This is a genomic window from Sandaracinomonas limnophila, assembly GCF_004005965.1.
In the GTDB taxonomy this organism is placed as follows: domain Bacteria; phylum Bacteroidota; class Bacteroidia; order Cytophagales; family Spirosomataceae; genus Sandaracinomonas; species Sandaracinomonas limnophila.
Genome location: NZ_SACY01000004.1, coordinates 159,190 through 171,833, shown reverse-complemented (window position 1 = coordinate 171,833; position 12,644 = coordinate 159,190). Strand labels below are relative to the sequence as shown.

The 12,644-nt window shown below is 33.6% G+C and carries 15 protein-coding genes; 12 read left to right on the top strand and 3 right to left on the bottom strand.

Annotation, left to right across the window (positions count from 1 at the left end):
• Window positions 1–25 precede the first annotated feature (25 nt).
• Complete coding sequence (locus tag EOJ36_RS09520; RefSeq protein WP_238944457.1) at window positions 26–559, top strand: DUF2911 domain-containing protein; 534 nt, start codon at window positions 26–28, stop codon at window positions 557–559.
• A 68-nt stretch (window positions 560–627) separates the two neighbouring features.
• Here EOJ36_RS09520 and EOJ36_RS09515 read toward each other — a convergent pair whose 3' ends face one another.
• Together EOJ36_RS09515 and EOJ36_RS09510 are read right to left on the bottom strand one after the other, a co-directional pair.
• Window positions 628–1,023: a hypothetical protein gene (locus EOJ36_RS09515; protein WP_127804757.1), complete on the bottom strand. Its 396-nt coding sequence runs from the start codon at window positions 1,021–1,023 to the stop codon at window positions 628–630.
• 432 nt (window positions 1,024–1,455) lie between these two features.
• On the bottom strand, window positions 1,456–2,073 hold the full coding sequence (locus EOJ36_RS09510; RefSeq protein ID WP_127804755.1) for a recombinase family protein: 618 nt from the start codon (window positions 2,071–2,073) through the stop codon (window positions 1,456–1,458).
• A 909-nt stretch (window positions 2,074–2,982) separates the two neighbouring features.
• Here EOJ36_RS09510 and EOJ36_RS09505 point away from each other — a divergent pair.
• Genes EOJ36_RS09505 through EOJ36_RS09490 form a run of 4 tightly spaced genes read left to right on the top strand, consistent with a single transcriptional unit; the run spans window position 2,983 to window position 6,611 of the window.
• On the top strand, window positions 2,983–3,429 hold the full coding sequence (locus tag EOJ36_RS09505) for a hypothetical protein (protein ID WP_127804753.1): 447 nt from the start codon (window positions 2,983–2,985) through the stop codon (window positions 3,427–3,429).
• Window positions 3,426–5,084, top strand: coding sequence for a hypothetical protein (locus EOJ36_RS09500; protein WP_127804751.1), 1,659 nt, complete (start codon window positions 3,426–3,428; stop codon window positions 5,082–5,084). The genes EOJ36_RS09505 and EOJ36_RS09500 overlap by 4 nt, the downstream gene beginning before the upstream one ends.
• A gap of 59 nt (window positions 5,085–5,143) precedes the next feature.
• Window positions 5,144–5,392: a helix-turn-helix domain-containing protein gene (locus EOJ36_RS09495; protein WP_238944456.1), complete on the top strand. Its 249-nt coding sequence runs from the start codon at window positions 5,144–5,146 to the stop codon at window positions 5,390–5,392.
• Window positions 5,379–6,611, top strand: coding sequence for a tyrosine-type recombinase/integrase (locus tag EOJ36_RS09490; RefSeq protein WP_127804747.1), 1,233 nt, complete (start codon window positions 5,379–5,381; stop codon window positions 6,609–6,611). Before EOJ36_RS09495 ends, EOJ36_RS09490 begins: the two co-directional genes overlap by 14 nt.
• On the opposite strand, the gene EOJ36_RS09485 is transcribed toward EOJ36_RS09490, so the two are convergent.
• On the bottom strand, window positions 6,608–7,459 hold the full coding sequence (locus EOJ36_RS09485; RefSeq protein ID WP_127804745.1) for a hypothetical protein: 852 nt from the start codon (window positions 7,457–7,459) through the stop codon (window positions 6,608–6,610). The two genes, EOJ36_RS09490 and EOJ36_RS09485, sit on opposite strands and share 4 nt — an antisense overlap.
• Window positions 7,460–7,739: 280 nt before the next feature.
• Here EOJ36_RS09485 and EOJ36_RS09480 point away from each other — a divergent pair, with 280 nt between their 5' ends.
• The 7 genes from EOJ36_RS09480 (at window position 7,740) to EOJ36_RS09450 (ending at window position 12,616) form a co-directional block, all read left to right on the top strand.
• Entirely contained in the window at window positions 7,740–8,054 is a 315-nt protein-coding gene (locus EOJ36_RS09480; protein ID WP_127804743.1) for a nucleotidyltransferase family protein, read from the top strand.
• A complete protein-coding gene (locus EOJ36_RS09475) occupies window positions 8,041–8,370 on the top strand; it encodes a HepT-like ribonuclease domain-containing protein (RefSeq protein WP_127804741.1) in 330 nt (109 codons plus the stop codon). Before EOJ36_RS09480 ends, EOJ36_RS09475 begins: the two co-directional genes overlap by 14 nt.
• Window positions 8,371–8,514: 144 nt before the next feature.
• On the top strand, window positions 8,515–8,979 hold the full coding sequence (locus EOJ36_RS09470) for a hypothetical protein (RefSeq protein WP_127804739.1): 465 nt from the start codon (window positions 8,515–8,517) through the stop codon (window positions 8,977–8,979).
• A 155-nt stretch (window positions 8,980–9,134) separates the two neighbouring features.
• Entirely contained in the window at window positions 9,135–9,716 is a 582-nt protein-coding gene (locus EOJ36_RS09465) for a hypothetical protein (RefSeq protein ID WP_127804737.1), read from the top strand.
• Window positions 9,717–10,299: 583 nt separating this feature from the next.
• Window positions 10,300–11,055: a subclass B1 metallo-beta-lactamase gene (gene bla / locus EOJ36_RS09460; RefSeq protein ID WP_127804735.1), complete on the top strand. Its 756-nt coding sequence runs from the start codon at window positions 10,300–10,302 to the stop codon at window positions 11,053–11,055.
• A 56-nt stretch (window positions 11,056–11,111) separates the two neighbouring features.
• Window positions 11,112–11,675: a pyridoxamine 5'-phosphate oxidase family protein gene (locus EOJ36_RS09455; protein WP_127804733.1), complete on the top strand. Its 564-nt coding sequence runs from the start codon at window positions 11,112–11,114 to the stop codon at window positions 11,673–11,675.
• Window positions 11,676–11,749: 74 nt separating this feature from the next.
• Complete coding sequence (locus EOJ36_RS09450) at window positions 11,750–12,616, top strand: YitT family protein (protein ID WP_238944455.1); 867 nt, start codon at window positions 11,750–11,752, stop codon at window positions 12,614–12,616.
• The last annotated feature ends 28 nt before the right edge of the window (window positions 12,617–12,644 follow it).

The window sequence follows — 12,644 nt, the reverse complement described above, 5'->3', positions numbered from 1 at the left end:
GAAAAAAATCATCGTTTTAACGCTTTTGGGGGCACTACCAACGGGTGTTTTTGCCCAACACGAAAACCACCAACCCAAAGTCGATACCAGTATGACAGCAGTAAAACCCAAAAGTCCTAAAATGACAGCATTGGCTATGATTGGGACAAATCACATACATATAGAATATGGTTCACCGAGTGTGAGAGGACGGAATATTTGGAATGGATTAGTTGCCTACAATCAAGTGTGGTCATCGGGAGCACACAAAGCTACATGGATAGATTTTGGTCAGGATATAATGGTTGAAGGTAAAGTTATTCCAAAAGGCAAATATGGATTTTTTACTATTCCTGATAAAGAAACGTGGACTTTGATTTTGAGTAAAGCATGGGATATGCATCTGGCTGATGATTATAAACAAGAAAATGACATCATTCGAATTAAGGTAAAACCCATCAAAAGCGATAAGTTAGTTGAAGCACTAGTGTATGAAGTATTGCCGACCATGGCAAACGAAGGCAAGATAAAATTGAGCTGGGAGTTTTTGAGCGTTGAGTTTCCGTTTAAGAATAGGTAAATGTTGGGGGATGGAACTTATAAGATGTCCAATGTGTGGAGACTTCCTGTAAATTACATTAAGTTAGACTAATCGTCTAAATCATCAATATCGTAGTCCTCAAGGTTTAATTCGAAGTCTTCATCACTAAAATGAATATTCCTTCTTAGCGGACCGGTATAGAACATGTTTTCATTAACAAATTCAATGTGTTGATTTTGGATTGCTGAAATTATCGATAGATTAAAAATAAGTTCTTTCAACGAGGTACTTGTAATTGCTACCAAGTCATTTTCTTCCAGTTTTAGTTCTTCCAATACTTTGTAGAATAACGCTTCATAGAACTTAACCTCCTTTAGAAGTCCAAGGTTGCCAATTGTATACGAGGCATCAGGGTTAGTAAATGTTATATTCAAGACCTTTAATTTTGACAAATTCTCGCTATCAAAATTGTCTTCTATCTGAGTAAATCCTTGTAATCTCATTTTCGTGTATACTTTACTTTCAATTCGTTTATTATGTTCTGAGATAAACGCTCAAATTGGGACTCTGAGAGAATGATTTTCTTCGAAATAGTCTGATTCTTGATGGTATTTTTCATAAATGTCCTTTACTATAAATACCGGAAAAAATTCCAAAATTTTTGAAATGAGATTTCACTTAAAAAAGTTTTCTTTAGGATTTTAGAGGATTAAGTTCCCTTTTGGATTAAAATTTCTGGCAGATTTTTATTTCCATTAAGTCATTGAAATGGGTTTTAAAGGTAAAATCCCCCTTTAAGCAATTTCGGATACGGGGACTGCCGGCACCACCTCCTGCGGGGACTCCGTATGGGCACCCCTTTTATAGTTCATTTTACCAGGATAGGTACAAATATCCTTTGGGTCTCAGCAATCACTACATATGATTCATTTCATTTACATTACCAACATCAATTTTTTGACCTTGGTAATCGTATTGATATGAAGACCTGTAATCTTCGATATTTCAACAGATTTGTAGTTCTTCTTAAGCAATTCCATTGCATGTCTATTTTTTGACTTAGATAAGAATTTTAGCGGGTCTTCGCTGGTACCATGTTTTCTTCCTAAAAATACGTTGCCTTTCAGTTTTGCCAGTTCAATTCCTTCTTTCTGTGCCGACTTAATCATGTTACGATTCATTTCCGCTATTACAGACATCATGGCAATACACATCTTTGAAATTGGATTCTCAGTTCCATCATGGTTAAGAGTTGATAGACCTTGTTCAATAAAATGAACGGGTATTTTCCTTTCGACCATAAAATGTAGAAAATCAACAATTCCCTTCAGGTCACGACCACAGCGGTCGATTTGCCAAAAGGATACAGAACCTACCAAATCCATTGAGATTAGTTTGAATAGTTCCTTTCCACCGGGTCTTTCAAATAATGCAACCGTTCCTGAGATTTTGTCCTCTATTACCTTATCGTAGTTGGCCTCTTGAACTCGTTGTCTATCTAAGTTTTGGTCAATCGAACTGGTACGAACATATAGAATACTTAGTTTTTTCATAATATTAGACTTATGGTGTTATAACCCTAAAATTATGCCTTAATGCGCTATAATGCTGCATTTTTTGTTCAATTTCTACATGTGAGAGCTTCACATTTCAAGGTATACTCTAATATTATGTGTTTGAGTTATGATTGAAGAAGTCGTTAAGGGATTGGTAAGACTTCATCCTGTAATCGAACTCCTTCTTTGCATAATCCCGGTATTTCTTTGCCGATGGATTGTCACTTGACAAGAGGTCATGAAACTGTTCCTTGGTTAATTGGGATAATGAAGTAATTGTACCTTTTGCCGGTGAATATTCTTCTAATGAGATGTCCTTTTCTGTCATTTTATAAAAAATGGATTGAGTTTCACGAATGGGTCAATTCCCACCTATCCAATTTACGGCGAAATCTGTATTATTAAAGACAAAAAATTGTGGATGATGATAGTAATATCCCTAATCCTAATTTTATGACCTATTGAAAGTTCCACCTATGGCCGATACGACAAAAAACCCTTTAAATTACGAGAAGTAGAGTAAGGTTAATTCTACAATTTGAGACACCAAAGTCTAGCGATAAACACAATGAAATAGTGATGAGATTTACGCTCTAAAATTAGAAATTTTGTATAACAAAATAATCGTAATATACAGATATACAGTATTTTATAAACATTTCATTAAAAATATAATTAATCCAATAAAGAGGGTCGTTTGGAGGGTAAAACCTTAACAATTTGTTAGCGCAAGGGATTACTTGGCATATTAAATTTGTAACGCAATATCGCAGTGACATCTTCTTGTGGCCACAAGGTTTTAGGTGTCATCCCAACACAGATTCTCGCATACATCCCTATCCATGTAGTTGGGCAGGTAAGGTGAGGTATGTATTTAAATCACATAAAAAGTAAATAAAAATTATTATGGAAATTATTAAAAAACATCCCGAGTATTTTAGAATAATTGAACAAAATCAAGTTATTGAAGTAACCGTACTAGAACCTGTTAATTTTAAAAAATGGGCAACTCTATTATGTTATTCAATATTCCTTGAATACCCAAAAATTAATCAAGGAGGAAGTGATTATGATTTTGTAAAAGATATTATTTGTATTTGTAATAGAAATAAATGGAATAAGAAAGAATTAATTTTTAGTGTTTATAATAGGTATTACCTTTTGAATATTAAAAGGCACGATTTTACTGAAGGCACTTTATCAACATTATTTGAATTCGATTTTTATGAAATATTAATTTCGGGTCGGTTACCTCTTGGATTTCCGTTTATCCCTAGATTTGACAGTCAGAATAATTTATTCTTAAATCTTCCTGTTAGATTGAGAAAAAACTTAACCACTTATATCCCATGAGACTAGTCATACCAGTTTCGGTGGATGTAAAGTCAATGGTGTCAGGGTTAAATCTCTCTGACACCTTATCCAAAAATCTAAAATATAGGATTTACTATGTCTTATCGCGTATTGTAGTTCACGATGGGAATATGGAGTTCTATAAGGATAATGACTATTACAGAACAATGTGTTCAGAGAACATGAAGGATATTTTGGGTCCAAGGTATTACAGGCACGCCATGCTCTTATTAATGAACCCCAATGACCCGGTAATTGAATGTAATCATAATTACCAGACCGGTAAGTATTGTAAGAGTTATCGTCTAACGGATAAGTATAATACCGGCAAGGTTGAATACCGGTCATTACCAGAGGATTTGGATGTGGTCAATCGAATTAAGAAGAATCGACCATCTTATCGGGAAGGATTGGCCATGATGGAGAAGTATGATTTCCTTATTAGCCAGTTTGACAAACATGGATTATCTGTTGACACCAGTGTGTTTGAATACATAACCAATATGTACCGGCAACTTAAGGAGCGGGTAATAAGGGACAATAAGTATCAAATGATGGTCATTCATAATTTGATTGGCCGGTGGTTAAACATATTGGATAGATTGAACGACGGAGACCTAAATCCTATGGTTTCAGGCAAAAACCATCGTTTAAACTCTTTATTTACGCAAATCCCCAAAAATCTACGACCGTGGATTTTATGTGATGGGAAACCACTTGTCGGGGTTGATGTTATGTCATGTCAACCCTACTTGTTGGCCACTGTAATGAAGGATGGGTTCTTTAATTCTAGTATTGAGGGGTATAATCTACATACCATTTACCCTACTTTATACAAGAAATTATATGACCGTAACATGGTTCAAGGTTTATGGAATACTGGTAATGACTTGGTGGTAAGTACTACCGGATATTCTAACAATTATGTAGTAAGTAGTACAAATAATACTTCAAATAATATATCATATTCTTCAAGTACAATAAAATATTCTCCATTTATGTGGTGCCATTATTTTGACTCCAAAGAGATAAAGAATATTCAAGAATACCAGTCAATACCATTTGAATTAGACTATTACACATATGTCATTAAGACCAATTCAGACACCGAGATTACACCGGAGGAATTGGAGAAAGAGAGGTCATCTTTCAAAAAGAATACCATGTATATCCTGTTTGATGGTCATCAATCAAGACGGAAGAATAACCCAAAGGTCAAGTACATGGACGAATGTTTCCCTGGGGTTAATAAATGGTTGGAGTTGGCACTTGAACACCTTGGTGGTAAAGAGTTATCATATATCCTTCAGCGGTCGGAGAGTTACTTCCTTTTGAACAAGGTTTCAAGACGATTTAACCAAGAAAATCCGAGTGCACCGATATTCACGATTCACGATGGTCTGTACACCCATGAGGAATATGTTGGCCAACTACAAACTTTGATTTCAGACACCGGATTAGAACTAACAGGTATTTTACCCGGAGTAAAGATTGAGTGTCCCAGAATCGAAATAAACCCTCAAATTGAGGATGTAGATAATCATTGGAAGAAGGTCAAATGGGTTACGAACCAAAAACAATTTGATAAGAAAAAACGGAGGGTTTTTCAATCTAATATCGACAGGGCATTAAAATTCATTAACACTATCAATTAACATGCGGCGTCATTGAGTTTGAAGCAATATCTTTGGCGCCGTTTTTAAAGGAAAATCTTATGAAAGATATGTTTTTCTACTTCACAAAACACATGACAGTAAAGATGGCATGTGAATATCTAAAAGTGTCTCGTTCAACTTTAGGGGAATGGATGAAAAAGGGAAAAATTCCATTCTCGAAAATAGGCCGTTCTCCTAGGTTTGACAGGGATGAACTTGACCAATGGATTAAATCGGGAGGAATCAAAACAGTGGAACTACCACCGATACCAACATTAAACAGAAAAGTACGATATGGCAACAATTAATTTGAGACTTGATAAAAGAGGGAATAGACCCGATAAGCATGGAAGATTTAACCTATCAGTTATCGTTCAACACCAAGGTGAAGTCTTGTACCTGAATGTTGATAAGCTGACGGAACAACAGTATAATCATGTTTTTGTTAAACGGTCATTGGATGAAAAAAGTAAAGAATACCGACAACGATGTGATGAGTTTTTGGAGAAGGCCGAAAAGGTATTCGAAAGGCTAAGTCCATTCGATAGACAACGATTTAGAGAGGAGTTTTTTAAGGAGGAGGTAAAAGAACCGGTCAATCAGATTAAACCATCCGAGATGACCTATTTCGAAATGGCAGAATATTTTAGAGAGAAAAAGAGGTTGAAACCCGCGTCTAAAAACAGAATGAAGACCGCAAGAAATCAATTGGAAAAGTACAAGCCGGGGTTAAATTATAAAGATATTACTTCGGACTTCTTAATCGATTTTGAACATGAATTAATCAAGAGAGGGACCTCAATGGTAACTATTGCAGGATATATGACAGACATTCGTACTGTAATTAATTATCATAGAAATGTAACTCAATTTATTCCTCAAGGATACAAGTATCCATTTGGTGCTGGTGGTTATGGAATAAAAACAGTTTTGCCAACAAAGATAGTTTTGAGTGCAGATGAAATTAAAGCGATAGCTGAGTTAAATGAATTTGAAACAAAAGAGCAAGAATGGGCAAGGGATATTTGGTTGTTCTTGTATCGTTGTAATGGTATTAATTTTATAGACCTTTTAGTTATGAGATGGGATAATATTCAAGCAGGTAATATTCTTTTTTATAGAACTAAAACAAAGACAACAAGAAGAAGTAATATAAAACCTATTACGGTTCCTTTAAAAGATAAACTAAAGGAAGTATTTGAAAAAATATGTGTGAAGGATAGCCCTTTTATTATTGACAAACTGAAAGAAGGATACACAGATAAAACATTAAATAATAAGTCTCACAAGTTAGGAGCTCAAATCAATAAGGAGTTGAAATACGTGACACAAAAGTTAGACTTATCTTTGAACCTCGTTTTAGACATGGCAAGGGATTCTTATGCAACAACACTTAACAGAAATGGTCGTTCAATAAATCACATTGCCGAACTTATGGGTCACGCTTCTCCGGTGGTTACATCAAAACATTATGTTGGCCAATTAACATCGGAGCAGGTTAAAGAGATAAATAGCTGTTTGTATTAACTGTTGTCTTCATCTGAATTTAATACTGTCATGGCCATTAATGTTTCTAAAGAATAACGCTTATAAAACTTTAAAAAAGAAAGAAAGGAAATGTAAGGTAATAGAATTAATAAGGCAGTTTTTGCTTTGTTTAGATTTATTAGACCATAATTATTTTGCCAAAATGAATAGACATTCATCCAAAAAAACACAATAAATAAAAAAGAAATACATCTTAAAAATCCATAAAGAGCAACATAGTTTTGAAATTTAGTATTGTGGGTTTTGGTTCTCTCAAAAGTATAATGATGTAAAATTGTAAACCAATCGACACCAGCAAAATTGATTTTGTCATAATTTACATCTAATCCATCTGTAATTGATTTGTAAATATTTATTCCCTTTGCTTTTATTATTTCTCGTGATAATGAGTCCAATGTTCTGTTGTTCCAATAGTTTCGATTAAGAATATTTCTTGAAATAAAATCTAAAATTAAGATTGGAAGTAAAATTGTTGGAAGTAAAATTTTTAAAAGAGTGTTGACGCTAATTATTTTTTCATTAAAATATTTTGGAGAATTTTCTTTTTCATTTTCTTCAAGTAAAAATTTAGATGGATAGCCATATCTCCATAATGCATATTTTTCAATCGTTAGTGATGAAATAAAGCTTAAAAAGTGACCAAAAATATATGATATGATTATAAATGGAACAGTTAATGATATATTTTCATACTTCGTTATTAATTTATAAAAAGTTTCTAAATTGTTATCAGAATATGTAAATATTACTCCATAATTTAAGGTGATTCCTGGAATTAGGTAACCTAAAAAGTCATATAGAGAAAATGGGTTTTGTTTAATTTCCATGAATGTTCAATTTTATTTTGAGAATTTACAAATTTTCGCCAAGAAATCTGCCAAGGACCACGTACATTACCGAACATTAGTGGACATTTCATATTAATTAATATTGTAATTTTGTTAAATATGTAATCAATGAGTGTATTACTAATAGTTATTCTGTTGACTTTAATTCTGTTAATCATGGGGTCCCTGGTTCGAGCCCAGGAGGGGGAGCAAAAGAGAAAGTCATCAGAAATGGTGACTTTTTTTGTGTTAAATCAAATTAAATTTCTAATTTTCCGCAATGCATGCTGAGAAAATACATACGAAACAAGATTTATTAGAGGTTCTATTTCAACATAGTGCTGCGATAAAGTCGTATGGTGTACGCAGCTTGGGCTTATTTGGTTCGTTTATCAAGGAAACAAATACGGAACAAAGTGATGTAGATTTCTTGGTTGACTTTGAACCATCGAAAAAGAGTTTTGACAATTTTATGGACCTGTCTTTCTTTTTAGAGGATTTATTAGGTCGAAAAGTAGAATTAGTTACGCCACAATCATTGAGTAAATTTATAGGCCCACATATATTAAGGGAGGTACAAGATGTCAGCCTCTAATCTTGAATTGGTTCGCCATATCTTGGTGGAAACCACATTTATTTTACAACATACCGAACAGAAATCCAAAGAAGAGGTTATCAACGATGAAGTTCTTTGCCGTGCAGTTGTGCGTAGTTTGGAAATAATTGGCGAAGCCACTAAAAAGTTGGATGATGAATTTAAGTCCATACACAATCACATTGAGTGGAAAAAGATAGCAGGTACAAGGGATAAATTAATTCATGATTATTTCGGTATTGATTACGATATCGTGTGGGACATTATTCAAACTAAAATTCAGGATTTAGATTATTTTTTGAAGGAGTTGGTTTAGCATTTGGTTGCAACTTCCTACAAAGGGGGGAGCAGAAAAACACAAGCCTCGCATTATTTCGGGGCTTTTTCTTTGTCCATCAGTTAGTTAGGGTAGCTGCATCTTTTGATTTTTTTTAATTAACTTTAAATAAATTATTAGCCAATGAGTTCAAAATCAAAAATACTTCTAACCCTACTTTGTATAATTTTATTCCAAACAAAGGAATTAGCTCAAACGCCCAATTTTAGCGGCACATGGGTTTTGAATTTTGAAAAAAGTGCAATAGAAGACAAAGACAAAAATTTGACTCGTCAAATTTTTGAAATAATCCAAAGTGGGGATGATTTTGGTTTGAAGATATTTCACATATATGGTGATAAAAAAAGAAAAATTGGATTTAGAATGCTGGCAGATGGTAGAACAAGAAGAGTTAAACTATTATTCAAAGGCAAGTTGGAACGAACAGAAGATGGCCTTCAAGCTACTATGTGGAGGAATAATTATTTGAATATGGTTCATTATAAGTTCGGCGCTAATCAAAATGAATTAATCGCAGATGAAACATATAAGGGGATACCAAAAAATCACCACAGCATTTGGGTTTTTGACAAACAAGTGGTTCAGTAAAATTTAAGGTCACTATTTAATAAAGTTCAACGCTTTAATTTCACAATAGTAAAATACTCAATTAAGGAATTATAGCTGCATCTTTCGTCTGTAAGGGGAGCGGATATAAAAGAAAAAGGGTTATACTTGTATAAGTGTAACCCTTTTTTGATTTTATGAAAAAGTTTTTTGTTTTCCTTCTAATATTATTCTCTTTAAATTCGAATGGGCAATCAGTTCAAAATAGGAATTGGGAGTATTCAAAAGTTGTGTACACCGCATCCTCCCAAAAGAAAATAATTATTACAAATAGTTTACCAAAGGGGGGCGGAATCGTTTCCTATAAAGGAAAAGAGTACTATTATTTCATTTTTTGGACTAATGTACGTAATGAAGCAACATCGCCTCTGGATTTAAAAATTAAATTTCCGACAATCATTTCTTTTAAATCTGAAGAATCGTACGCTAAAGTTGCCTTTACAAAGTCAAATATGACAATTGACAAAGTGCAGGAGTTCGATTATGGTCTTAAGGGTATAACAACTCTTTTAAATAATGAATCAAATCAATTAAAGGATTTGAATAATAGAATTTCACCATTCAATAATTATTTATTTTACAGCGCAATTTTCATCCATAAAACAAAGTGGCCGGTTAGGGCAGAATATATATTAAAAGACAAAACACTATTTTACAAGATTACAGCCGGTACAGATGTTGTAACGGTTCCCTGTGGTAGTCTTGATTTTAAGAATTAATTAGTACGATTTTTGCTAATAGAAATGAACCTCCTGCAAAATTGTACAAAGTTCAACCCTTCAATTTCCTAATAGTCACAAACTCAATCATCGCATTATAGCTGCATCTTTCGTCGGAAAGGGGAGCAAAACTGGACAAGTCATCAGAAATGGTGACTTTTTTTGTTGTTTTTCGGTTTGTTTGAAGGTTTAAAAATTCATAGTATATTTGACTATGCCAAAATTAGATAGGACATACAGCACTTCTGGCAACCTTTTTAAACAGAAGGAAGAGATTACTCATTATTTAGGATTGAGTAAAGAGGAAATTGGTAAGGTTTTCGCCTATTTAAATAGTGTTTCCTTTAATTATACTTTAGGCAATCCCCCCAAAATGGATAAGTCAGTTTTTTCTATGCGAAAAAATTAGTTTTAGAGCCAAGGATTTAAATGATTTGGAAAATCTATCTATATTGTAAGAATTGGCTGCAACATTCCACCGATTAAGGGAGCGAAACTGGACAAGGCTTCCGTCAATCGACGGAAGCCTTTTTTGTTGTCCATCAGTGTTTAGGATAGCTTCATCTTTTATTATATTTACTATATGAAAGCACTACTTTTTTTTCTAACCTTTTTACTCTGCGGAAATTTATTTGCACAAAATACCTTGGGGCAAAAAGAATTTAAGCGCATTGAAGTTTATCATTCTGATGGTTTAATAATTACACAAATTTCTGAAAATGCATTTTTGCATACTTCGTATTTACCAACAAACGATTTTGGAAATGTTCCCTGTAACGGGATGGTCGTTCGAGATAGAAATGAAGCAGTTGTATTTGATACACCCACCAATAATAAAAGTGCCGAAGAATTAATCAATTTTATAAAGGAAAAACTTCTTTGTAAAATAAATGCGATTGTTCCCACTCACTTTCACGAAGATTGTCTAGGGGGCTTAGCATCCTTTCATAAGTTAAATATTCCCTCATTCGGAAATTTTAGCACCATCGAATTATCAAAAGCAAATAATGTTGTAGTACCTCAAAATGGATTTATCGATTCCCTCAAATTAAGCCTTGGAAATACCCATGCGCTTGTAAAATATTTTGGGCAAGGACATACGAAAGACAACGTCGTAGGATATTTCCCTAAGGATAATATATTATTTGGAGGATGTTTAATTAAAGAACTACAGGCTACAAAAGGGTATTTGGGAGATGCGAATGTTGGAGAATGGTCAAGTACTGTTGCGAAAGTGAAACAGCAATACCCAAATGTTAAAATTGTTATTCCTGGTCACGGAGAAATTGGAGGCATAGACCTATTAGATTACACGATTCAATTATTTAAGACACATTAGTTGCAAACTTGCAGGAAGTTCAGGCTATTAACTTTAACTTAATAATAAATTATCACATGGGAGAGTTTTACAAACAAATTTCTGAATCGCAAGAGGCATTTATCAAAAAGCAACACATGTACTTTGTGGGAACAGCACCTCTATCAGAAGGCGGACATATCAATGTTTCTCCCAAGGGATTAGATTCTTTTCGGGTAATAAATCCTAATCAGGTAGCCTATTTAGATGTGATTAGTTCAGGCAACGAGACTTCAGCGCATATTTTAGAGAATGGCCGAATAACCATTATGTTTTGTTCTTTTGATCAGAAACCTTTGATCCTAAAATTGTATGGTAAAGGGGAAACCATTTTGCCTTCCAACGAAAAATGGGACACCTACGCCAATTTGTTTGATGTGTATCAAAGTACGCGACAAATCATTGTGGTAGATGTTGAATTGGTGCAAAGTTCCTGTGGTTTTGGCGTGCCTCGTTATGAATTTATTGAACATCGCGACATCCATTTTTCTTGGGCCGGCCAAAAAGGGCCAGATGGATTGAGTAAATACATAGATGAGAATAATTTAATTAGTTTAGATGGCCTCCCAACAGCACTGGGATTAGAAAGGAATAAATTATAAAAAATGCATTTATATATTTTTCTAAATAAATTCGTTAAGATCTAAGGTTACAACAATTTAATTAAGCACTGAAAATGAATAACCTTTTAAGAAATCTTTTAGAAATTACCCAATTTGTAGAAAGACGAAAAAGTAAAGGTGGATCAAATTATCTCTATGCAAAAGCGTATTTAGATTTTTTAGTGATTGTTAAAAGGTATGTTAAAGATTTTTTGTTAATCACAATCGGAATATTTTGTGCTTCTTTTGGTTTCAAGGGATTTCTTTTGACCAATCATTTTATTGATGGCGGAGCAACAGGAATTTCCCTTTTGATTTCTAATATCACCTCAATTCCACTTTATTCTATCTTATTGTTAATAAACATACCGTTTGTAATATTAGGTTATAATATAATTGGAAAACAATTTGCTATTAAAACTTCTCTTGCGATAATTGGTTTAGCATTATGTGTAGCAAACGTTGAATTTCCAAATGTTACCAATAATGATATTTTAGTCGCCATTTTTGGTGGATTTTTTTTAGGTGCGGGTATTGGATTTTCTATAAGGGGCGGCGCAGTAATCGATGGCACTGAAATTTTGGCAATTTATTTAAGTAAAAAATTTGGTACCACCATTGGAGATATTATCATAGTAATTAATGTAATCATCTTTTCAACTGCAATGTATTTTTTATCAGTTGAGGTTGCCCTATTTTCAATGGTAACTTATTTATCTGCATCTAAAACGCTTGACTTTATTGTTGAAGGGATAGATGAATACATGGGGGTTACCATCGTTTCAACCCATCATGCTGAAATAAAAGAAATGGTAGTTAATATGATGGGGAGAGGGATAACTATTTACAAAGGTGAAAGAGGTTATGGCACGAGAGGAGAACAAAACAATATTAGTATTTTATACACCGTAGTCACTAGGCTTGAACTAAATAAAATATAAGTAGAAATTGAAAGAATTGACCCAAATG

Bases quoted from the DNA above. Each gene is read 5' to 3' on its own strand.
- EOJ36_RS09515 (WP_127804757.1), bottom strand. From the start codon at position 1,023: ATGAGATTACAAGGATTTACTCAGATAGAAGACAATTTTGATAGCGAG.
- EOJ36_RS09510 (WP_127804755.1), bottom strand. From the start codon at position 2,073: ATGAAAAAACTAAGTATTCTATATGTTCGTACCAGTTCGATTGACCAA.
- EOJ36_RS09505 (WP_127804753.1), top strand. From the start codon at position 2,983: ATGGAAATTATTAAAAAACATCCCGAGTATTTTAGAATAATTGAACAA.
- EOJ36_RS09500 (WP_127804751.1), top strand. From the start codon at position 3,426: ATGAGACTAGTCATACCAGTTTCGGTGGATGTAAAGTCAATGGTGTCA.
- EOJ36_RS09495 (WP_238944456.1), top strand. From the start codon at position 5,144: ATGAAAGATATGTTTTTCTACTTCACAAAACACATGACAGTAAAGATG.
- EOJ36_RS09490 (WP_127804747.1), top strand. From the start codon at position 5,379: ATGGCAACAATTAATTTGAGACTTGATAAAAGAGGGAATAGACCCGAT.
- EOJ36_RS09485 (WP_127804745.1), bottom strand. From the start codon at position 7,459: ATGGAAATTAAACAAAACCCATTTTCTCTATATGACTTTTTAGGTTAC.
- EOJ36_RS09480 (WP_127804743.1), top strand. From the start codon at position 7,740: ATGCATGCTGAGAAAATACATACGAAACAAGATTTATTAGAGGTTCTA.
- EOJ36_RS09475 (WP_127804741.1), top strand. From the start codon at position 8,041: ATGTCAGCCTCTAATCTTGAATTGGTTCGCCATATCTTGGTGGAAACC.
- EOJ36_RS09470 (WP_127804739.1), top strand. From the start codon at position 8,515: ATGAGTTCAAAATCAAAAATACTTCTAACCCTACTTTGTATAATTTTA.
- EOJ36_RS09465 (WP_127804737.1), top strand. From the start codon at position 9,135: ATGAAAAAGTTTTTTGTTTTCCTTCTAATATTATTCTCTTTAAATTCG.
- bla (WP_127804735.1), top strand. From the start codon at position 10,300: ATGAAAGCACTACTTTTTTTTCTAACCTTTTTACTCTGCGGAAATTTA.
- EOJ36_RS09455 (WP_127804733.1), top strand. From the start codon at position 11,112: ATGGGAGAGTTTTACAAACAAATTTCTGAATCGCAAGAGGCATTTATC.
- EOJ36_RS09450 (WP_238944455.1), top strand. From the start codon at position 11,750: ATGAATAACCTTTTAAGAAATCTTTTAGAAATTACCCAATTTGTAGAA.